Genomic DNA, 18,090 nt, shown 5'->3' with positions numbered 1-18,090 from the left:
GGACCTAGTCTCTGCATCGCCTGTTCGCACGGAGACGGTCATGCTTTCTCATAGGAAAGTATTCTTTCGGCCATCCATGCCGTGCGGCAAGGGCTCCTGAGTGTTTACCTTTCCGCGAAGGATTCCCATGAAGCCACGGAGAATGCGGCCGCCCACCCTGTGGATCGGGAGGCTTTGCGCTATCGCCGCCCTACGAGGCGTGGTCATGGCATCAAATCGCCCTCATTGAAGGAGAACGATAGATGTCCGAAACAACGGATACGTATCGCCGTGCGTTGATGCAGGTCGCCGTTAGTGCACCTCTTCTTCTCGCGACCGCCGCAGTCGCACCCAAAGCTGCGGCAGGATCGGCGGCCGCAGGACCGCCGGCTCGCAACATCTTCGTCAAGCATGCGTATGAAGAGCACATGGTGAATCTCGGCGAAGTCACCATGAACTATGTGACGGCTGGATCCGCCAGCAAACCCGCGCTGCTGCTGATTCCCGGTCAAACCGAGTCATGGTGGGCTTACGAGAAGGCCATCGGCCTGTTGGCGCCCGATTTTCAGGTATTCTGCGTGGACCTGCGCGGGCAAGGCCGGACGACCTGGACGCCGGGACGTTATACCTACGACAACATGGGCGCCGACCTGGTCCGTTTCATCAGCCTGGTTATCCAACGGCTACGATCACGAGCGGCTGTTCCTCGGGCGGGGTTTTGTCTTGCTGCCTTTCCGCATTCGCCATGCCGGGCCAGATACGCGCTTCGCACTACGAGGATCCGCCCCTTTTCGCGTCCGAGTACAACCCACCTTACGGCCAATCCATCCGCCAAGCCGCGGGACCGCTCTTCGAAGGCTTGTCGCGATACCTGGGAGACCAGTGGAGCGTCGGCGACTGGGGTGGTCTGCTGGCTGCACGCGCCCGACAACGCGGAGGGCTTGCGCTTGGCGGAGGCAAATCAGCTGAGCCGCCGCAAAACCTCAAGGAGTACGATCCCGAGTGGGCGCGCGCGTTTCACGAGGGCACGGTCGGTCAAAGCTGCCCGCACCAGCGCATGCTCTCACAGGTCAAGGTTCCGGTACTCGTGACCCATCACTTCCGCAACATCGACCACGCTACCGGTCACCTGATTGGCGCCATCTCCGACTTTCAGATGACCAAGGTGCGAGAGTTGATTGCTGCCACGGGTCAACCGCTGGAGTATGTCGATCTTCCCGCCGCGGCGCACACCATGCACGAGTCCGATCCCGTGTTGTTTGCCAAGGTGCTTGGCAGGTGGGCGAAGGGTTTAGGCGCCTAGTGAACTGCGGCTTCCTGCAGAGGATATTCCAATGTCTACCTTGAGATTTAAGGCAAAGCCAACGTCACGGTCGCTGCTTTGCACCTTGCTGGCGTTGAGTTGCGGAGCGGCGCGGGCAGAGCCGGCGAAATCCGTTTGGATCGAGCTTGGCACCCAGGCTGGCCCGATCCCAAGCCCGACGCGCTCAGAACCTGCGCACGTTCTTCTCTGGCAGGGCCAGCCGATTCTCGTGGACGTGGGTGATGGCACCGCTGAGCAACTCGCGAAGGCGCACATACCGATCGATAGTATCCACACGGTCTTCATCAGCCATCTCCATTTCGATCATACGGGTGGCCTGTTCGCATTCCTCGGCATGCGTGACCAGGGCGGCGGCCCCGGCAGGAAGTTGATGACGATCTACGGGCCGCCCGGAACGAAGGCGATGGTCGACGGTCTCCGGTCCGCCATGCAGCCTGGCAGCGCGCTGCTTCCACAGAAACCGTCCGATTATAAAGTCGTCGAACTCGACAACGGTTCGTCCGTTACGTTGGGAGACGTAAAAGTCACCACTGCAAGCAACAGCCACTACCTTCTTTGGCGCGGATCAGGCGCGAAACCGGTCTCGCTGTCCTATCGCTTTGACCTGCCGGATCGATCCATCGTCTACACCGGCGATACGGGCCCAAGCGTCGACGTAGAAAAGCTGGCCCATGGAGCTGATCTCCTGGTGAGCGAGATCATGGATGCGGATACGGCGCTCGACGAGCTAAAGCGCGACCGGCCCCGCATATCAAAAGGCACCTACAAATTCGTACGCGACCACTTCACCGAAGAGCATCTGCCCCCCGAGCAGGTCGGTTCCCTGGCCGAGCACGCCGGCGTCCGCGCGTTGGTCCTGACACATTTCGGCGGTTCGACGGGACAAGCCGATCAAATAACTCGATTGACCAAGGAAATCAGCGCGAACTTCCATGGCTCGATTCGTTTCGCGTCCGACCTTGACCGATTTTGACTGCGATAAACCGTTAGATGCGTGACGCGTAAGATGTCGTGCGGCACTCAGTCGGCGAGTTGCGCGATGACCCGATCCAGCAGGGCCCGCAGCCGGGCAAGGCCGCGCATGTCCCGGTGATAACCCATCCAGGTCTCTCGCGTCGGTGGATCCTCCCCCAGGTCGATGCGCCGCAAGTCGGCGATCGCATCGCCCAAAGGGCGTGGCAGTACCGCGACACCGACGCCATGGCGACACATGTTCGCCTGCACCGTACGCGCATTGCTGCGGAAGACCACGCGCGCGTTGGGGAGCATGCGCTGTAGCCACCCGACATCGGGCATCCCGCCGAACGCCGTGTCCATGATGATCAAACCGGTACCCTCGCCATCGAACGCCTGGGGCAGGGGGTAGGTCGTATGGGCATACACCCCATAACGCATGTCGAGCAGGTGGCGCGAGACCACGTCGGGCTCGTCGAATGGCCTGATCCGGAAGGCAAGGTCGGCTTCGCGGCGCGACAGGCTGAGAAAGCGGGAATCGGTCAGGAGTTCGATCGTGACGCGGGGATGCTCCAGGGCGAAATCCGCCAGCACCGGAGTCAGCACGTGTTCGGCGAACCAGTCGGAGGCGGTGATGCACAGCAGCCCGTCGAGCTCACGTTCCTGGCCGGCAAGCTGGCGCTGTAGCGCGAGCGTCTCTTCCTCGACACGTTCCGCGTGGCCGAGTACCACGGTGCCTTCCGCGGTAAGCACGAAGCCGTCCTTGGTGCGCTGGAACAGCTTGTGCCCAAGCGCCTCCTCCAACGCCTGCAGCCTGCGGCCCATGGTTGGCTGTGTCTGGCCCAGCTTGCGTGCGGCCGCACCCAGCGTGCCTTCGCGTGCTATGGCGAGAAAGACCCGTAGATCGCTCCAATCCATTACGCACCTGTGGAGGTTGGTCAAGCGGCCCAGCGAAAGGTTGGGCCGAGTTGCCATTCAATTATGCATGACTTGAATGCATACATTTTTATTACCCATGCGAGCGGATGGGCGTAGCTTGATCGTCACGTCTTCCCCCCGTCGGATATGCCATGACCCCGTCTTTCGATATGCAAGCTTCCGTTCTGGACCACTACGGCGCCCCGTTTCGCCTGGCTTCGATCGCACGCCCCGTGCCGCAGCCGGGGCAGGTGCTGGTTCGCATCATGGCCAGCGGCGTCAATCCGCTCGACCTGAAGATTCGTGGCGGTACGGCGGAACACGCTCGCCATCCGCTGCCTGCCGTTCTGGGCCTCGATATGGCGGGCGTCGTCGTCGAGGTGGGGCCGGGCGTCTCCACGTTCCACGTCGGTGATGAGGTGTACGGCATGACCGGCGGAGTGGGTGGCGTCCAAGGCTCGCTGGCCGAGTATGCCGCGGTGGACGCGAGCTTGCTGGCCTCGAAGCCCTCGCATTTCAGCATGCGGGAGGCGGCCTCGTTGCCACTGATTTTCATCACGGCATGGGAAGGTTTGATCGACCGCGCGCACGTAAGCGCAGGCCAAAGCGTCCTGGTGCAGGGCGGCTCGGGGGGCGTCGGCAGCATGGTTATCCAGATCGCGCGCGCCTTCGGCGCGGTCGTCTTTTCGACCGATGCCGCCGAACGCTCACATATCAGCCGGGAACTCGGGGCGACTTCGATCGACCATGAGCGGGAAACGGTCGAGGATTATGTCGCTATCCATACCGCCGGGCGTGGGTTCGACGTGGTTTTCGACACGGTGGGTGGTTCACGACTGGATGCGTCGTTCAAGGCCGTGGCGCGGTTCGGCCACGTGGTTAGTTCGCTGGGCTGGGGCACGCACGCGCTGGCACCGCTTTCGTTCCGTGCCGCGAGCTATTCGGGAGTCTTCACCTTGCTGCCGTTGCTGACCGGCGAAGGCAAGGCCCACCACGGCGACATCCTTCGTGAAGCCTCCCGGCTGGCGGACGCGGGCATGATCACGCCGCGGCTAGACCCCACCGAGTTCACGCTGGGCGAGGTCGACGAAGCCCACGCCTTGATCGACCAACGCAGGGCGCAGGGCAAAGTGGTGATAAGCATCGACAGCGGGCGATCCTGAGCGAGTTGGCCACGCTTTCCCGGACGTGCGCGAACCTGCCGGTGGCTTTCTCTCACAGGGAACGCGCTTGGCCGGAACGCCCACCTCGCGAAGGGCGAGGCAGCTCAACTCCCGGATAACCATTGGCTCCACCAGAATCCCATCAGTAACGCCAGCAGGGCGACGGCGACAGGCCACATGGACCGCCCGATCGACTGGCTCGGATCGCCCGGTTTCCGTCCGGTAAACATGGCGCCGATCAGGTTCTCGTGGTGGAACCAGCTTCCCGTGAGGACGCCAAGGACATGCACGCCTAAGATGGCAAGCATGAGATTGGCGGCTAGTTCATGAGCTTCCTCTATCCAACCCTGGTCGTCCTGGCGATACGTAGCCCAGCCCGATGCAGCGACGAGGATGGCCATGCCAAGCAAGGCGACGATGGCGAGCGCACCCGCGGGGTTGTGTCCAACATGATGCTCGGGATGCCCGACGACTATCGAATGAAAGTAGCGACGAACGGCACGAGGACCGCGCACGAAATTCGTGAACCGTGCGTAGCGGCTGCCGATGATTCCCCAAAGGAGCCGAAACCCCACGAGTATCGCCAGCGTATAGCCCGCCGAGACATGAAGCCATCGGAGCTCGTCATCTTCGGCGGTCAGGTACGCGGTGAAGAAGCTGATAGCCATCAGCCAATGGGTAAGCCGAACTGGCAGGTCCCATACAAGAATTCGGGACGTCCGCACGGTATCTGCTCGATCCGTGGAGGGTGATACGACCATGGGATACTCCGCGCGATGGACACCGTCAGGAACGTGCTGAAGTTCCGGCGTAACGGGTGCCCGGCTGGACACGTGTCGCTGCTGAGCTATTAGGGGCTCGTGCCTGCGCGCGCGCATTGATCTTGGTCAATCGGCGACAATGGGCACGGTGAGCAATGACTACGTGCTCCGGGTGCCGCCCTTGCGCGACATCGCGCTTACCGCAGGCCGAGCGATTCGAGGTTCATCGCGATGGCGTGGGGTCAAGCCACTCATAGCACAGCATCCCCCCGGCCATAGCCACGACGAAGATGGCGGTCGGGACGAGTCCGACCGCCAGGGTTGCGACGGCCGGGCCGGGGCAAAGGCCGGCCAGTCCCCAGCCGACCCCGAACAATGCCGAGCCACCCAAGAGGCGTCGGTCGATGACTCGGTGGCTCGGAAGATGGAATTCCGTGTCCAGAACGGGATGCGCGCGATGGCGTTGCAGCCAAATGCCCAGTATCGCCACGGTGTCGGCAGCACCGAGGACGTACAGCAGGCTAGGATTCCAATGGGCGCTGGCGACATCGAGGAAGCCCAGCACACGGGAGGGATCGACCATACCGGAGAGCGACAAGCCGAAGCCGAAGACGAGACCTGCCGATAGCGCGGTGACGATGCGGAGAACGTGACGGCGATTCATCGGACCGGACCCGTGAGCGTTGCCACGAGGATTCCGCTGCCCAGGAAGACGGCGGTCGCGACGATGGATCGACGGGAGAAACGCGCGACACCGACGATGCCATGTCCGGACGTGCAGCCGGCACCCATCCGGGTGCCTACGCCGACGAGCAGGCCCGCGACGATAAGGACCGGCCATGAGGCCGTGATGGTGATGACGGGAAACGCGCCGAAGATCGCCGCATAGGCGATCGGCCCGGCCGATAGGCCCATCACGAAGGCGGCGTTTTCGAGAAAGCGCTGACCTTGCAGGAGACGGCCGACGATGCCGCTGATGCCGGCGATGCGTCCGTTCAGGAGAAGCAAGAGCATCGAGGCGACGCCGAGCAACATGCCCCCGAGCAGCGGATGCCCATAGCCACTCATGGCGCGTTCTCAGGTGCGCAGAAGATCTGATAGAGAGCGCCGATAAGTTGGGTGGCCTTCGCGTCCGTCAGCCGATAGAAGATCTGCGTGGCCTCGCGGCGCGTCTCGACGATGCCGGCCCCGCGCAGAACGCCCAATTGTTGGGAGAGCGTCGGCTGGCCGACGCCGATTTGTTCCTCGAGAGCGCTGACGGAGAACTCGCCTTCCACCAACGTGCAGACCAGCATCAGCCGCACGGGATGCGACAGGGTTTTCAGGAGGCCCGCCACGTCGCCGGCGCGCTGTTCCATGTCCTGCCGCGCCATGCGAGCCCGTGGTAATCCCATGGGTTTGGTCACCATACCGCGCCCTCCAGCCGATCGATCGGAAGCTTGAGGTAGCGCGTTCCGTTTGCCGCGGGTGGGGGCAGGCGGCCTCCGCGGATGTTCACCTGGATGGCGGGAAGAATGAGTTTCGGCATGGGCAGCGTACGATCGCGGGCTTCACGCAAACGTACAAAGCCAGCCTCGTCGATGCCGGCCAGGTGCGGATTGGATCTTGCCTGATCTGCGACCGTGCTTTCCCAGCGGGGATGGCGACCGCCAGGCTGGTAGTCATGGCCTGTGAACAGCCGGGTCTCGCCCGGCAGGGACAGGATCGCCTGGATCGATGCCCAGAGGGCTTTTGCATCGCCGCCAGGGAAATCCGCGCGCGCGGTTCCCGAATCGGGCATGAAGACCGTGTCGTGCACGAAAGCCGCGTCGCCGATCAGATAGGTGACGGACGCCTGGGTATGACCCGGTGAGAAAAGCGCGCGGCCCTCGATCGAGCCGATCGTGAACGTGTCTCCGTCAGCGAACAGGCGATCCCATTGCGAACCATCGGCAGGCAATGTGGCCAGGTCGTAGATGTCTTTCCAAATCAACTGCACGTCCGTGACATGCGCCCCAATGGCCATGGGCGCCCCGGTTTTTTTCTTGATGTAAGGGGCGGCGGAGAAATGGTCGGCGTGGGGGTGGGTGTCGAGAATCCATTGGACGGTCAGTCCCTCCGTCTCGACGTAAGCGAGGAGGGCGTCGGCACTGCTCGTCGCGGTCGAGCCGGACTTCTCGTCGAAATCGAGCACGGGGTCGATGATGGCGCAGCATTTCGTCGCGGGATCGCTGACGACGTACTGGACGCTGCCGGTACGTGGGTCGAAAAAGCCCCGGACTCTGGGAACGCGTGTCGCCTCGCGTGCCAGCCAGCGCGCGGCTCCGGACAGATCCATGCCATGGGCGACACCGAAGGCTTCGACATCCCCGGCGCTCATACGGCAGTCCAGAACCTCGCCGAGCACGTGGAGCGTCAAGGCACGCAAGCCGGTTTGGCAGTGCGCGACGACTGGCCGCTTCGTCGCTGCCAGCGCTTGCTGGAAGGCCCGGATATCGGCCTCCGTAATTGTCGAACCGGTGACGGGCAGGAAGCTGTAGTCCAGGTCGGCGTCTCGCGCTGCATTTGCCTCGGCGGAGTTACCGAGCTGTCCCGGTTCTTCGCCGTCTGGCCTCGCATTGATCACGCGACCAAAGCCCGCCTCGGCCAGCCGTGCAAAGTCGGCGAGCGACGGTTGGGCCATGATCGAAAGGTGGTCATCTATCTTCACCAGACGCATGGCACGCTCTCCAAAGCCAATTAATATGCAATATCGTATAATATATATCTATAAGCCTGCAACCTCTGCTTTTCCCTCGATATGGACCAATATCGGCCTCCCGCCTGGCCGACGTTGCGGTGAAGCCATCAGTGGCATAACGTCTGCCAGCAACCACTTCGGCTCAGGTATCGATCGCGCGTGGTAGCGGCGGCTCGGCAGGTAGGCGAAAGATTATTCAAAAATTTTAGTGGGGAGTCCTGCCTGCGCAGTGGAAGGGGCAGGTTTTTTTTGAGTGCTACGCTGCTTAGGAAAGCCATGTTGTCATTTCTCAAGAAGAGCCATGCGCCACTTCTATCCGTGCGAGTGAAGGGTAGGGAAATCACCAGGGTCGAGGAGGCAGAACTACCTTGTGAAAAGAACCCGGCGGTAGAAGTGGAGGCCGGCGGAATGGTTCAATTCATCGACCGCCAAGGTGTGGTGCACGAGCACCCATTGGGCCCGGTCGCTGGGTGGTATCACTTTTCGGTTCGTGTCCATGGTGGACTGGGATGCCAAGTGGACTGCGTGGTGACCAGCTCCTCCAAGTTCGATCCGCAAGCCTTTGCTCGCGGGGAAGCGACGGGGATCCGATTTCAGCCCTTTTTTCTGTCGGGCGCGAAGGTGAATAACGCCGAGTTTCGCGGCAAGGGACTCTTTGCAAGAGGGCTGCATTTCACCGGCCACGTGACTAGCGGCGACATTGTGCTCTCATGCGAGTGCGATGACTGCCACACGTCGTTCCACGTACGCTCTTTCCATGCCGGGTTCAGCCAGGTGGGCTACTTCTACTCGGACTCGGGAAAGCACACGCTGACGGTGAGTGACCGCGTGCCCGGTTGTCCGGCGGCCTTGTCCACACCGAACCCTACCGAGCTAGCCGCGCTGGAGGCTGCGCTGCCGCTGGCACCCGATGGGACACGCTTCCGATATACCAATCCGTTCCGGTGCCCTTATTGCTCGGCACCGTATATCGACTTCGAAGCGCACCCGGAGTGCCGGGCAGGGGAGTACTACGGGAATTATTTCCCCGGCGCCCAGTTGCTCAGGTATGAGCCCGAGCCCTGAGAGTGGGTGCGCTAGTAACCGTCCTTTGGTCAGTCCAACCCTTGGAGCTCTAGATCAACATGCAAGGAACCATCGCCCAAGTTATCGCGCTCGTTCTCGAAGGAAATGCGGCCCTGCGAGGTATCAGATCGCCTGGTCTGGACAGCGTGCATAGCGCCATGACGTTCTGCGAGTTCGTCCGCTTCGTGGACTTGGACAAGACGCCGACCGGCTGGTCCGAAAGACAGGTGGCCGATGATCCCGCGGGATGGTTCTGTTACCTGAAAGAACGAAATGTCAGTGAACTGCGTATGTCGTACGGCGCCTCCAGAATCCCCAACGCGGATGGAGCGAAAGTCACCGACAGGATGCTCGTTGGCTTCGTCGGAGGGGGAGGGCGATGGCGGGTACATGCCAACGGACCTAACGGCTCCGACCATTGGGAGGCTCGTTGGACGGTGGGCGACCGGCAGCGAGCGGACCAACGGATATGGCAAGTAACGTACGGGAGAGTCGCAAAGGATCAAGCGCCCGGCGCAGACGTGCCGAGCGACTTGCACACGCTTCGGAGCGACTTAGGTGATGTCCTCGAGCGAATCGAGGCATTTGCGACTGCACACGGGCTGCCCAATTTCGCGACCTGCTTTGCCAGGGGGCTAGAGGACCTTGCAGCAGCCTCTCCGGTCCATGCCTTCCACAAGGAATTCGCCAATGCTTCCCTCATCCCCTTGGAGGCTATCCAACTGCTCTCGGCTGCCCAGTCCTCCTGGGTCTTCGGAGGCATGGGGTCATGGAATGACCTTGGATTCGAGGGCGATGACCAGGCGGCATACGAATCGCTCTCGGAAGAGCTCTATCGCACCGCTAATTTGGCCATTGTGGCAGCTACAAACGCCTCGGCCGCCGGTCGGAACAGCGACAGGCCCGGAAAGTGAGTCGCTACCAGCACGAAGCGTTCCTGAAGCTGGTCTCGTTGCGGCACGATGGGGCCGACAAGGCATAGCGCTTCGGGATGGAACAGCCGTACGACTTCAGCACGAAGAGCAGGGATGTTGGCGGCCATCTCTTCCTGGCCGTCCGTGGCGTGAGCCTCCCTGGCTCGTCGATGAAGCCGGGGACCACGGAAGCATGCTGGACGCGCCCTGGACCGTGCACATCCCATCGTCATTTACGGATGCCGAATCAAGTAGCCGGCTTTGGGCGTTAGTTCGCGACGTGTTTCGTTTCGCGACGGAGCGGATCGGGAGGATTAAGTTCGTTAGGGTAAGCTACTGATTTACCAAGTGGAACTGTAGCTTCGCGACAGTAAGGGCGGTCGCGACATGTTTAACCGGATACTGGCCATCTTCAACGGCGAGGTGACAACGAATAGCCTTGCGTAGGAGGAGAGCCAACGCAGCGCAAAGGCACTTACGTGATTTGACATAATATACATTATGCGATGCGCGTTTCGCGGTCGTTGGCGCTTTGGATTTCTTCTTCCCTCTGCCGGCCGTTTCAAGCTTCCGCGCTGCAAGCAGCGTATTAGCTTCCGCACGAGCCACGGCGGCGTCGCGTTGAGCATCAGCCAGCTGTCGCCGCAGGGTCTCTTCGCGCTCCCGGTAGCCTTCGTCTGCGGCCTGTTTCGCGCGCAGACCGGCGTCGACAAGCTTCTTAAGTTTTCGGGACTCCTGGCGTGCTCGGTCAATTTCCGTATGCGCGCGATTCTCGACCCCACGCAAATGCTCCGCTTGAAGGCGTCGCTCCTCGGAAAAGTCGATTTCCCGTATCTGCAGCTGCTGAACGTGGGCCGTGAGCTCGCCTTGCAGCCTGTTAGCGCGCGCCTCGGCAGCGTCAAGTAAGGTCGTGGCTCGAGTCAGCTGCAAGCGCAGTTCAGCGGCGATACCCGTCAGATCCTCCAAACGCTGCTCGGCGAGAAGACGCGCTTGGTCCGCCTGGGACGCAGCGGCGAGCCCATCTTCAAGGCGTGACTGGAGAGCCTCGGCATCGTCCGCCAGTGCGGCCTGGGCGCTCGCAATAGCGGCTCGTTCCGATGCCATTTCACTCTCTATATGGCTCCGCGAGGCCGACAGAGCGGCTTCCCACCAGCGAGATGCCCCAGGTCCACTACTTCCGCTGGGGCTGCTGGGATCGCGGCACTCGCCCGCACTGCCGCCAGCCGAACGCCTAGTCCTCCCCACCAGCTGTCAAGGTACCGAGTCACCGTGTTGGGTGAACCCGTACCTAGATGGGCTCGAATACGCTCGACCGTTGGCCGATCGCCCGCCTCGACAAGCGCATCGGCTGCGGCATGAACCTGCGCTTCGGTGATCCCGTGTCCCATAAAAGGTTCTCCTTGATCGACCGCCCTGCCCTTTGAATTCGTACTCGCGATAAGTGATGATTATCGTCTGCGCGACCTGCGCCGGATCGGGCCGCAGGCGTACATCTACCGCCTGGAACACAGCAAGACCCAGCAAGGCGGCGTCACCGCCGGCTCGACACCGGACAAGCCGGTGCTGGATCGAGCGGCTCAGGCGCTGGAGGCCTGGCTGACTGCGGCCGGAATTAGAGAAGGAGCGATTTTTCGGCGATTGTGGAAGCAGCGTGTGGACTCTGCCCTCTCAGCGGCTGCGGTGGGCGAGATCGTGCAGCGACGCGCCAAGCTCGCGGGTCTGGAAGGAGATTTTGGTGGGCATAGCCTCCGGTCAGGCTTTGTGACCGAGGCCAGTCGGCAGGGTGTCCCGCTGCCGGCGATCATGGCGATGACCGAGCATCGCGCCGTGTCTAGTGTGATGGGTTACTTCCAGTCAGGGGGAGTCGCTGACAATCCGGCAGCACGACTCCTTGATTCGTGAGGCCTCTGTTTGTCACTTGCGATGGCTGCTCGAGCGTTTGATGACCGGCGGATAATTCCGAACGGCTATCCCGCAGCGGCGTTTGGAACTGCGGTGCGTGGCGGGCGAAGCGTCCATTCGACCCCTTCCCGACCGGTACCTAGAAGGTTTAGCAGGGAACATGGAATCCGGCGCGAGTCGAACTTGCGCCTGAGGAACTCTGCCTGCGCGACATCATGGGTCGAGAGCAACAGCTGATAGCGGCGATCCTTGACGATATTGCCCATCAGATCAGCGAAGGCCGACGCGTGAATGGCATCATTGTGCTGCAGGGGGTCGTCAAGAATCAGCGCACGCCAGCGTGACCAAGGATAAGTGAGGCTCGCCGCTGCAAGCATGCTGACCCCAAGCGCAGCCATTTGCCCCTCGCTGTGAACAAGGGCGGGGTCGATATCACCCGCCCCCGCGGAGACTTCGCCAGTCTTGTATGCAACCTGCTCGATTTTCTTGTTCTTTACCTGTAGGTCGATGCCAATCCGCGGGTCGCACAAGATTGCAAGATTGATCTGCTTCATCAGGTCGTCTAGCGGCTCAATATAGGCAGCGTTGAAGTCGGCCACCTGGTCTAGGATATCGGAACTGGCCGCGCGCGCGATCGCCTTGGTTTGCGTCGTCGCTTCCTTCAGCCGGCGTTGCGTGCCGACGACAGTCTCAGCCGCCGTGCGGATTTGGTCGCGACTGCTATTTGGGGCACCATCGATTGCTTCGCGTAAGCGCTCAAGGGCCGAGCGATGGCTTTCCTGCCGCGCCCAGGCCGCCGCGCTATCGGCGAGCTGTCGCAACATATCTTTCGCGCGGTCCATGCGCTCGATCGCACGGATGAGAGCCGCCTTGCCGCCATTCGCCTCCATCTGATTGGGTTGCGCGCCCGTGAAGCCGAGCTCGGTCCATGCGTGTCGGTCTTCGTCAAACGCTTTGCGGTAGTCGGCTATGCGAAGAGTCAGGTCCGCGATGCGCGCCGTGAGACTTGCATCCTGCGCCCTTGCTTCCGATAGTGCGGCGTCGGTCTCAGTCAATGCCTTGATAGCCTGATCCGCCCCCGTCTTGGCCCGCGCGAGCGCTGTCTCTCCGGCAATGTAAGCGTCCTGATGATCGTGATTAACCGCCGTGGAGTCCAATCCAAGCATCTCCTCGTGCGCGACGACGTTGACCAGTGTCGCCTCGGCGGCCTGGTGTGCGAGGGCTGCACGGAGGCCGGAAGACTCCTTGACACGGGCGAGGTCATCCCGACGTTTGACCGCCCCGGCTAATGCCTGAGCAAGCGGAGTGCCGGAAACATCAGTCAGGCGTTGCCGCCAATACTCCAGGCGTCGAAGGCGCCATGACAGGCGATCGGCACCTTGCAATGCGTCGTTGTGCAGTCGCGTCACCATGGCAACGTCAAGCGTGCCCACCACTCCAAAGAGGGCTCCTAGGTCGGCATTCGCAGCAGCCTCGGCGACGATCCTCTCCTTGGTGTCGCGAATACTGGCCAGTACCGCGCGCTGCTCGCCCAGTTTCCGTGTTAGTGCTTCGCGCTCTTCTATAGCGCGGGCCACTTGCTGCTCCTGCGCCAGGAGGAGCGGTGCCAGGCGTTCCGCCGCGCCCGACGCTCGTTCGCGCAGGAGGGATGGCTCATTGAAACGAGTGGCGCAGACCGGGCAGTTGCACGCATCCTCCGGGAGCTGGGTCGCAATTGTTGTTACTGCCTGTGAGATCGCCCCCGTAATCTCTTGCAGCTTATGAAGCGCCTCTCTCTGGCTGACTTCCCGCGACCGTGCGCTCCGCTCGGAGATTTCCAGCTCGCGGACATCCCGTTCGATGTCGGGAAAGCTGGCGCGATCGTGATCGAGGGCGCGATGCAGTTGGTCTAGTTCTTTGGCGCGATCAAGCCACTGTTTGCACATGTCCCGTTGTCGGTGCATGCCGGCGAGCTCTTCGGTGACGCGATCGGCATCCACTCGAAGCCTCGCAACGACCGCTCCGCGCCGATCGAGCATTGACGCCTCCCTTTCGGCGGCCTTATGGGCCGCCTCGGCCGCGTGAACGCTAACGGCAGCCTCCACCGCCGCATTACGTTGTTCGCGATAATGTTCGACAGCGGCGTGCAGCGTGCTGAGCAAATTGAGGCGAACAACAGCAGACGCCTGGATCTCAAGTGCCTGTGTCGCGACCTCCTGCCGCTGAATACGGGTTGCCGCCAACTCCTGCGATCGTGCTGCCAATCGCATCTGCTCAGCCTGAGTTTCCCCGAGCGCCGCACCAGTCTCGGCCAGTAACGTTGTACGACGTCCGGCCTCCTCGACAAGCTGCTCTGCGCGACGCAATTGCGCTTCCCTATTGCGAACCTGGGCCCGAGCTTCATTCCATATCGCAGTAAGCTCGCCAAGATCGATCGGAGCAGTTGCCTGCCGAGTGAGCGGTAGCGCAATTTCTGTGCGCGCAGCCTCGATCTCAAGCAAGAGTGACCGACCGAGGGTCGCCGTGCCCGTAGAATCGAGCGCTCCTTGTGCCTGGGCTCCCTCCCAAAGCTCAGCCTCCTGCGCGAGGAGCTCATCGAGCCGGACAACTTCCTTTTCGAGCTGGTCAATGCGTCGGCTGAATGCCTTTGAAGCTGTCGTATTGCCCTTGCCGTGCAGAACGATGGCAAGCTCCTCGATCTCCCGGCTTTGCGCGGCTTCCTTTAGCATCTCGAAGCGCTCGGCCGCTGTCCTGTGTGTGAGTCGCGACAGAGTGGATTGGCCCAGGAAGTGCGTGAGCAGCAGGTAATGCTCCAGCGACTGGATTGTATGCCCCCAGGTCGGCGCTTTGAGGAAGGCGCCGATATCTTCGATATTTCCGCCGCGTGTGGACTGCGTGGCCTCGGCAGAAGACAGCATGCGTTCGATCGAGCCGCCATCGCTGAACGTCATGGTCGCGCTCGTCGGACCACCATCCCCATTGCGCCAGCGGCAGAGATATTTTCCGACTCTCTTCACGCCATTGACGTTGCGAAAGTGATCGATCCTGTCAGTCAATGTCCATTCGAGCGCGTCGAATAGCGACGATTTTCCGAGGCCATTGCTGCCATGAACAATGAGAACAGACGGCTCTGCCGGCAAGTCAATGTTGAGCTCCGCAAAACTTCGAAATTGCGAGAGCCGGATATTGGTGAGGTAGAGGCTGTCGTCCATTATGAGGGCTCCCGCACCGCCGTCAGGGCTGCGACCAAATTATCGGGGTCATCATGAATCTGGTTTGCGAGACCGACCCAGTGCACCGCTGCTTCCTTAGACAGGCCGTGCTTCTCGAGCGTGCGTATGACTAGCCCTTGATTACGATCGAGAGGGGCACTCTGGACGTTCGGCGCGCTCTTCCACGGTGTAGCGAGGAAAGTCCTAGCTGCGAATAACGCATAGCTTTGGTCGAGGTCGTTCGGGTTTGGGGTCCAGATCAACTTTCGGCAAACAGTCTCATCGCGTTCAGTCAGGTCGAGCGCACCGCGCCAATCCTGCAGCGGATCGGGAGCCAGTGCAATGAGCATGATATGCGCGTTGATTACCTCCTCGGCCGCCATGTAGGAGCGGGCGATCACCATTTGAGTGTGGAGGCTGCGGAGCGATGCGTGCATCCTGTCGAGATCGCCAAGCTCGATGGAGGCGACTAGGATCGGATAATCACCCAGGCGCAATCCAATGGCATCCTTAGGCAAACTTTTCTCGGTTACCTCGGCATGCCCTCGAAACTGTCGCGCAGTGAATGTGTCCACCACTGACGTCTGCCAGCCCAGGGCGACTGCGGACGCACGGAGCCTCTCGCTGAACATAGCCGGGTTCATCTCGACACCTCGTCTTCCAGATCCTGGATGCGCTGGCGCCATCCCTCGAATTCCTGCTTCACGGCTTGTCTCCAGCTTGCAAGCGGTCCATTGAGCTTCTGGCGCCAAGCGCGGTCGTTGCGGATGATCGCGGGCCGAACGCGCCGCGCGCTGCGCATACCCAATCCAACGGACCCTGCATTGAGCAGGGTGTCATCAGGCGAATAAACGTCAACCTCGGCACTCGCGGAAAGAATGAGGGCATCGACGTCCCATTGGTCCGGCCGGTCCCATATTGTGAGCGGCCCACCTTCGACCGTAGCGCAGCCAGAGCCCAGCGCCTGGGCATTTCCTGAGAAGGTCAGATTGCCGCGCTCGATCGATGCCGGCGTGAGCGGCTCTTCCAAGTGGGCAGCAAGCACCAATAGCAGGGCGGCCGCCATGTGCGGCAGTTGTGCGTGATCGCCGCTCCAGGGCGCTCTAGTTCCCTGCTCGATATTGGCCAGCCACCGCAGGAAATCGAAGCGAAGCGCGGCCGATCCCTGAAGCGTGGCTGCCCAGTTTTCCCACGTGCTTGCCACCCCGCTGCGGATAGATTCGTCGATCTTGTGTAACGTGGGGCAAGTCCCACTTGCGATGATCGCCATGAGTGAGCCGTCGAGAAGGCGCATAAAGCAGGCGTCAAGCTTGTCCTGCAGGAAGTTCGGATCGAGCACCCTGCCCCGATACCGCGGATCGCCAGTCGATGCTACGACGATCCCCGGTATGATCGCCGTCCATGTCGCGGCATGGTCCGCCACCGTCGTCAGATGGATGAGGCCATTGCTTGCTCGACTCAAGCGCAAAAATGCAAGCTGATCGGGGATGGCGCTTGGCGGCAGGGCCAAATGGATCGTCACGGGCGCCGTCAATCTCTCGCACTGATCGGCAACATCAAGCAGGGAGACCTGCCCGCGCTCCACCAGAAGATGTGCGGCTGCATCGATCTCAAGTACAACACGCAATTGCTCTTGTTTCTGCTGCTGGAGTAAGCCCGCCTGCGAGGCCGTATCAACGAGTTGCTCAATTTTGAGATCCTCGAACCGATCATACAGCTGCGGATCGAGCGTCGGAGGGCTGGCTAGCGATGGTGTGGTCTCGAGCAGGGGCTTGATGTGAGCCTCGTATAGATCGAAGGAAGCCTTCGCAGGAGTGTAACGCGTCGCGCGATCAGGACCGTGCCGCAAAATGACGTGATCGAAATTCGCCTGAAGAGGATGTCCACCCATCAATGGCCCTGTGACCAAGAAGCCGGCCGCTGTCTTTTCGACGTTGGTGACGCGGCCACTGGTACGGGTTATGCCGACTGCTTCTAACTTCGCCGCTTCGAGCGTCGCGAAGACCATGCACTGGTTAAGAAGCGATGCCTTTCCCTGAGCGAGGAGAGGTCCATCGCTGTTGATGGTGACGGTGCGGTCTTTGCGAAGCTGTCGCCTCAGGGCGTCGATCACACCGTATTCGTCGACGATGGGCCGAAGGATGGTGTGGAACTGGGGCTCGAGGTCGCCACTGAACGATGCGGCGCTGAGAGCATTGATCGCCGCGTCGCAGAGCGCATTTGAGGAGATGTGCGACAGAAAATCGTGGGTGAACGACACATGCTCGAAATTCTGGATCAGGAGCGAGAGTGTGTCAGTCAGGCCGCCATCGCCGTTGCCGCTGACAAGATAGTTCGCACCACTACACGGCTCAATCGCGGGCGTTCCTATCCCGCTCGGCTTCCAGTAAGCGGCAGGCTCAGCGTCAGCACATGGGAACTCCTCACCGAAACCCATCGCAAGGACCACCTTCCGGAACCGTCGCTTTTCCTCCGTGCCCTTGTGATCGATCGTAAGGCGCCAGTCTGCGCCAGCTTTCTCCATGGCGACGAGCTTCCGTTCGGTCTGGAAGTGAAGGTGCGAAAGCCTTGTCAGGGCCGCCGCGAAGTCGTTCTGAAGCTTGCTGCTTACGGATCCGCCCGTATCGGATTTCCAATCCAGGAGCGGGAGGCCAGCCCTGTCGTCCAGCGACCCGACGTTCGGCCACTCATAAATATGCGGATGCAGCAGGCGTGGAGATGCACTCTGAAGCTGCAGCGCCTCATTCGCCGGATCATACAATGTGACGTCGTACCCCAACAGAGCCGCGCAGAGCGCGAAGGTCAATCCAGCCGCTCCGGCGCCAACGACGGCGATCTTGTCCGTTTTAGCGATGAGAGCCTGCGCATCCAGCGCATGCGCTAGACGAAGCCCGCGTACTTGTTGGGAATAAAACGTGATCCGTCGATCGAAGGCGCCCAGGAAAAATACGCCATCGCCATCGGGAGCAGTGGCTGCGTTGATCCAGTCCAAGAGGGGCAATGAAGTCATCGTCTTATTCAAGCGAAGTCGTTAGCTGGATGGTTCATTAGTGCTTGCGGCTCCGCGTGGCGCAGAAGGCTGTCCTCGATAGTTTCTATATAGAGGTCGCACGAGACACACCTTAACGTTGAGCCAAGTCCGCGCCCGGGTGTCACGGTCAAGCACCAGCCCCTTGATTTCATGCGCCCGCTTCTCTCAC

16 protein-coding genes and 2 pseudogenes are annotated in these 18,090 nt (G+C 61.3%); 7 read left to right on the top strand and 11 right to left on the bottom strand.

Going from position 1 to position 18,090, the window contains the following annotated elements:
- Positions 1–242: 242 nt before the first annotated feature.
- The 3 genes and pseudogenes from L2Y94_RS21435 to L2Y94_RS11090 form a co-directional block, all read left to right on the top strand.
- Positions 243–581, top strand: a pseudogene (locus tag L2Y94_RS21435) (alpha/beta fold hydrolase); the annotation flags it as partial.
- A 143-nt stretch (positions 582–724) separates the two neighbouring features.
- A complete protein-coding gene (locus L2Y94_RS11095) occupies positions 725–1,282 on the top strand; it encodes an alpha/beta fold hydrolase (RefSeq protein WP_247366496.1) in 558 nt (185 codons plus the stop codon).
- Between the two features lie 31 nt (positions 1,283–1,313).
- Positions 1,314–2,276 carry an MBL fold metallo-hydrolase gene (locus L2Y94_RS11090; RefSeq protein ID WP_247366495.1) on the top strand — a complete coding sequence of 321 codons (963 nt, stop codon included), beginning with the start codon at positions 1,314–1,316 and terminating at the stop codon, positions 2,274–2,276.
- A gap of 47 nt (positions 2,277–2,323) precedes the next feature.
- On the opposite strand, the gene L2Y94_RS11085 is transcribed toward L2Y94_RS11090, so the two are convergent.
- Entirely contained in the window at positions 2,324–3,175 is an 852-nt protein-coding gene (locus L2Y94_RS11085) for a LysR family transcriptional regulator (RefSeq protein WP_247366494.1), read from the bottom strand.
- A 152-nt stretch (positions 3,176–3,327) separates the two neighbouring features.
- On the opposite strand from L2Y94_RS11085, the gene L2Y94_RS11080 reads away from it, so the two are divergent.
- A complete protein-coding gene (locus L2Y94_RS11080) occupies positions 3,328–4,338 on the top strand; it encodes a zinc-dependent alcohol dehydrogenase family protein (protein WP_247366493.1) in 1,011 nt (336 codons plus the stop codon).
- A gap of 104 nt (positions 4,339–4,442) precedes the next feature.
- Here the strand turns inward: L2Y94_RS11080 and L2Y94_RS11075 are convergent, their stop codons facing one another.
- From L2Y94_RS11075 to blh, 5 genes are all read right to left on the bottom strand, one after another.
- Positions 4,443–5,006, bottom strand: coding sequence for a cytochrome b/b6 domain-containing protein (locus tag L2Y94_RS11075; RefSeq protein WP_247366492.1), 564 nt, complete (start codon positions 5,004–5,006; stop codon positions 4,443–4,445).
- Positions 5,007–5,322: 316 nt separating this feature from the next.
- Positions 5,323–5,763 (bottom strand): YeeE/YedE family protein, encoded by a 441-nt coding sequence (locus L2Y94_RS11070; RefSeq protein WP_247366491.1) that lies wholly within the window; start codon positions 5,761–5,763, stop codon positions 5,323–5,325.
- A complete protein-coding gene (locus tag L2Y94_RS11065; RefSeq protein WP_247366490.1) occupies positions 5,760–6,167 on the bottom strand; it encodes a YeeE/YedE family protein in 408 nt (135 codons plus the stop codon). The genes L2Y94_RS11070 and L2Y94_RS11065 overlap by 4 nt, the downstream gene beginning before the upstream one ends.
- Positions 6,164–6,508, bottom strand: coding sequence for a sulfite-sensing transcriptional repressor BigR (bigR, locus tag L2Y94_RS11060; protein ID WP_247366489.1), 345 nt, complete (start codon positions 6,506–6,508; stop codon positions 6,164–6,166). Before bigR ends, L2Y94_RS11065 begins: the two co-directional genes overlap by 4 nt.
- The gene (blh, locus tag L2Y94_RS11055; protein WP_247366487.1) at positions 6,502–7,797 is read right to left on the bottom strand and encodes a bifunctional sulfur transferase/dioxygenase Blh; all 1,296 of its coding nucleotides are present in this window, start codon (positions 7,795–7,797) and stop codon (positions 6,502–6,504) included. Before blh ends, bigR begins: the two co-directional genes overlap by 7 nt.
- A gap of 297 nt (positions 7,798–8,094) precedes the next feature.
- On the opposite strand from blh, the gene L2Y94_RS11050 reads away from it, so the two are divergent.
- Together L2Y94_RS11050 and L2Y94_RS11045 are read left to right on the top strand one after the other, a co-directional pair.
- On the top strand, positions 8,095–8,883 hold the full coding sequence (locus tag L2Y94_RS11050; protein ID WP_247366486.1) for a hypothetical protein: 789 nt from the start codon (positions 8,095–8,097) through the stop codon (positions 8,881–8,883).
- A 59-nt stretch (positions 8,884–8,942) separates the two neighbouring features.
- The gene (locus L2Y94_RS11045) at positions 8,943–9,797 is read left to right on the top strand and encodes a hypothetical protein (protein WP_247366485.1); all 855 of its coding nucleotides are present in this window, start codon (positions 8,943–8,945) and stop codon (positions 9,795–9,797) included.
- A 333-nt stretch (positions 9,798–10,130) separates the two neighbouring features.
- On the opposite strand, the gene L2Y94_RS11040 is transcribed toward L2Y94_RS11045, so the two are convergent.
- Positions 10,131–10,901 carry a hypothetical protein gene (locus L2Y94_RS11040; RefSeq protein ID WP_247366484.1) on the bottom strand — a complete coding sequence of 257 codons (771 nt, stop codon included), beginning with the start codon at positions 10,899–10,901 and terminating at the stop codon, positions 10,131–10,133.
- 8 nt (positions 10,902–10,909) lie between these two features.
- Positions 10,910–11,185 carry a DNA-binding protein gene (locus L2Y94_RS21430; protein WP_425602397.1) on the bottom strand — a complete coding sequence of 92 codons (276 nt, stop codon included), beginning with the start codon at positions 11,183–11,185 and terminating at the stop codon, positions 10,910–10,912.
- A gap of 67 nt (positions 11,186–11,252) precedes the next feature.
- Here L2Y94_RS21430 and L2Y94_RS11035 point away from each other — a divergent pair.
- Positions 11,253–11,699: pseudogene (locus L2Y94_RS11035) on the top strand (tyrosine-type recombinase/integrase); the annotation flags it as partial.
- Positions 11,700–11,764: 65 nt separating this feature from the next.
- Here the strand turns inward: L2Y94_RS11035 and L2Y94_RS11030 are convergent.
- Genes L2Y94_RS11030 through L2Y94_RS11020 form a run of 3 tightly spaced genes read right to left on the bottom strand, consistent with a single transcriptional unit; the run spans position 11,765 to position 17,912 of the window.
- Positions 11,765–14,890, bottom strand: coding sequence for an AAA family ATPase (locus L2Y94_RS11030; RefSeq protein WP_247366483.1), 3,126 nt, complete (start codon positions 14,888–14,890; stop codon positions 11,765–11,767).
- Positions 14,890–15,534: a hypothetical protein gene (locus L2Y94_RS11025; RefSeq protein ID WP_247366482.1), complete on the bottom strand. Its 645-nt coding sequence runs from the start codon at positions 15,532–15,534 to the stop codon at positions 14,890–14,892. Before L2Y94_RS11025 ends, L2Y94_RS11030 begins: the two co-directional genes overlap by 1 nt.
- Positions 15,531–17,912 (bottom strand): ABC-three component system protein, encoded by a 2,382-nt coding sequence (locus tag L2Y94_RS11020; RefSeq protein ID WP_247366481.1) that lies wholly within the window; start codon positions 17,910–17,912, stop codon positions 15,531–15,533. The genes L2Y94_RS11025 and L2Y94_RS11020 overlap by 4 nt, the downstream gene beginning before the upstream one ends.
- Between the last annotated feature and the right edge of the window lie 178 nt (positions 17,913–18,090).

The sequence above is a fragment of the Luteibacter aegosomatis genome (genome assembly GCF_023078455.1).
Lineage (GTDB): Bacteria > Pseudomonadota > Gammaproteobacteria > Xanthomonadales > Rhodanobacteraceae > Luteibacter > Luteibacter aegosomatis.
This window is presented reverse-complemented; position numbering and strand designations above follow the sequence as displayed.

Coding starts and splice junctions, on each gene's coding strand:
- L2Y94_RS11095 (WP_247366496.1), top strand. CDS start 725: ATGCCGGGCCAGATACGCGCTTCGCACTACGAGGATCCGCCCCTTTTC.
- L2Y94_RS11090 (WP_247366495.1), top strand. CDS start 1,314: ATGTCTACCTTGAGATTTAAGGCAAAGCCAACGTCACGGTCGCTGCTT.
- L2Y94_RS11085 (WP_247366494.1), bottom strand. CDS start 3,175: ATGGATTGGAGCGATCTACGGGTCTTTCTCGCCATAGCACGCGAAGGC.
- L2Y94_RS11080 (WP_247366493.1), top strand. CDS start 3,328: ATGACCCCGTCTTTCGATATGCAAGCTTCCGTTCTGGACCACTACGGC.
- L2Y94_RS11075 (WP_247366492.1), bottom strand. CDS start 5,006: ATGGCTATCAGCTTCTTCACCGCGTACCTGACCGCCGAAGATGACGAG.
- L2Y94_RS11070 (WP_247366491.1), bottom strand. CDS start 5,763: ATGAATCGCCGTCACGTTCTCCGCATCGTCACCGCGCTATCGGCAGGT.
- L2Y94_RS11065 (WP_247366490.1), bottom strand. CDS start 6,167: ATGAGTGGCTATGGGCATCCGCTGCTCGGGGGCATGTTGCTCGGCGTC.
- bigR (WP_247366489.1), bottom strand. CDS start 6,508: ATGGTGACCAAACCCATGGGATTACCACGGGCTCGCATGGCGCGGCAG.
- blh (WP_247366487.1), bottom strand. CDS start 7,797: ATGCGTCTGGTGAAGATAGATGACCACCTTTCGATCATGGCCCAACCG.
- L2Y94_RS11050 (WP_247366486.1), top strand. CDS start 8,095: ATGTTGTCATTTCTCAAGAAGAGCCATGCGCCACTTCTATCCGTGCGA.
- L2Y94_RS11045 (WP_247366485.1), top strand. CDS start 8,943: ATGCAAGGAACCATCGCCCAAGTTATCGCGCTCGTTCTCGAAGGAAAT.
- L2Y94_RS11040 (WP_247366484.1), bottom strand. CDS start 10,901: ATGGCATCGGAACGAGCCGCTATTGCGAGCGCCCAGGCCGCACTGGCG.
- L2Y94_RS21430 (WP_425602397.1), bottom strand. CDS start 11,185: ATGGGACACGGGATCACCGAAGCGCAGGTTCATGCCGCAGCCGATGCG.
- L2Y94_RS11030 (WP_247366483.1), bottom strand. CDS start 14,890: ATGGACGACAGCCTCTACCTCACCAATATCCGGCTCTCGCAATTTCGA.
- L2Y94_RS11025 (WP_247366482.1), bottom strand. CDS start 15,534: ATGAACCCGGCTATGTTCAGCGAGAGGCTCCGTGCGTCCGCAGTCGCC.